A 1,719-nucleotide genomic window follows, 5' to 3' on the forward strand; every position below is an offset into this window, starting at 1 on the left:
CTAGAAGGTCGATGAAGATCTTGGTGAGGGGTTGTCCGGCCGTCAGGCCGGACAACCCCTGTGGTCATGTACCGGCCGGTGCGATGTGCCAGGTGCCGCTGGTGTGGGTGAGTCCGAGGTTGATCAGTCGGCGGAGGTTGAGGGCGGCGGCTCGGGTGTGGAGCCAGGTGTCGTTCTTGATGGTGCCGCGGTAGCGCAGGCGCCGGTTGCCGTGGTGGACGAGCCAGGCGACGGCGCGTTCGACCGGGGGGCGCCAGCGGCGGTAGTCGGCCTGCCAGGTGGGGTCGGTGGCGGCCTGGTGGCGGGCGGCTGTCTGGAGGTCGTGGTGCGGTCGGATGGTCAGGATGCGTCCGGCCTTGGCTTTGGTGCACCGCTCGCGCAGGTGGCATCCGACGCATAAGTTGCCGAAGGAGGCTTTGCGTTGGTTGTGGTGCCCGCCGGGGTCGGACAGGGCCACGGTGTGTCCGGCCGGGCAGGTCACGGTGGCGGTGGTGGTGTCGATGGTGAAGTCGTCGAGGGTGAAGCCGCCGGGGACGGCGGGCCGCAGTGGTGCGGGTTTGAGGAACAGCCGGTGCCCGGCCTCGTCGAGGGTCTGGCGGGCGTCGCCGGTGGAGTAGGCGGTGTCACCGAAGACGTCCACCGGTGTGTCCTCGTCGGCAAGCAGTTCCAGGCCGACCGCGGCCTCGTGGTGCTCGGGCCCGGCGCCGGGCCGCAGCGCGACGGCGGTGTATAACCCGGTCCCGGGCTCGACGGCCAGGTGGGCCTTGTATCCGTCCTGCCGGTGGGAGCGGGTTTTGTGGATGTGGCGGGCTTCGGGGTCGACGGTGGACACGATCCGCTCATGGGCGGTGCCCCGGGTGATGCGCCAGCGTCCGTCGCGGCCGTCGGAGTCCTCGGCGGGCTCGACGTCCTGGCCGGCGACCAGGGCCAGGATGCCCACCGCGTTCGCGGCCTTGTCGCCGAGTTGCTGGTCGGGCAGGTGGCCCAGCAGCCGCAGGGCATCGGTGACCAGTGCGTCGACCAGTTCGGCGCGGGCCTGCCCGTCGTTCCAGGCGATCTTCGGTTTGCCCGGGTTGGTGTAGTCGTGGCCGGTGCACTGGGCGGCGGCGACCGTGTCGGCGCCGGGGACCTCGCGGATCACCGCGCGGACGGCGGCGATGATCTGGGTGACGGTGTCCTGGGTGGCGACCGCGTCGTCCAGCACGGTGGAGTCCAGCGCCCGGCGGTGCCTGCCCTTGAGTACGCCGGTGGCCTTCACGACCTCGCGCACGGCCTCGAAGATCCGGTTCGGGCGGGCGGAACGGGCCAGCCGGCGGCGGAAGTAGGCCAGCAGCGACGGATCGAACGCCATGTCGTGAAGACCCAGCCCGCAGGCGGCCTTCCACCGCAGATCACACCGCAGTTCCTGGACCGTCTCGAAATCCGACAGCCCGTGCAGGGCCTGCACGGTGATCGCGGCGGCCAGGATCTGCGGCGGCATGCTCGGCCGCCCGTTCGCCGACGGATACATGTCCGCGAACATCTCAGCCGGGAACAGCTCGCCGCGATGCTCGGCAAGAAACGCGAACACACTCCCGGCCGGGATCAGATCCCGGCACGTCTCCCACACGTCCGGCCCGACCATCTCGCCGACCCACTCACCCATCGCCACATGACGAGTCTGGCCCTGCCGCTGACGCGGCAGGACCAGAACCCCAAGATCTTCATGAGTCTTCTAGG

The 1,719-nt window shown here is 70.3% G+C and carries 1 protein-coding gene; it reads right to left on the reverse strand.

All coding sequences use genetic code 11. The features are described 5' to 3' along the window. Positions 1-64 precede the first annotated feature (64 nt). The gene (locus PV396_RS44875) at positions 65-1,645 is read right to left on the reverse strand and encodes an IS1182 family transposase (RefSeq protein WP_319214164.1); all 1,581 of its coding nucleotides are present in this window, start codon (positions 1,643-1,645) and stop codon (positions 65-67) included. Positions 1,646-1,719 lie beyond the last annotated feature (74 nt).

It is taken from the genome of Streptomyces sp. ME02-8801-2C (assembly GCF_033793965.1).
Taxonomy (GTDB): Bacteria; Actinomycetota; Actinomycetes; order Streptomycetales; family Streptomycetaceae; genus Streptomyces.

What these genes read in the sequence shown, in the direction of transcription:
- PV396_RS44875 (WP_319214164.1), bottom strand. Translation starts at nt 1,645, where the DNA reads ATGGGTGAGTGGGTCGGCGAGATGGTCGGGCCGGACGTGTGGGAGACG.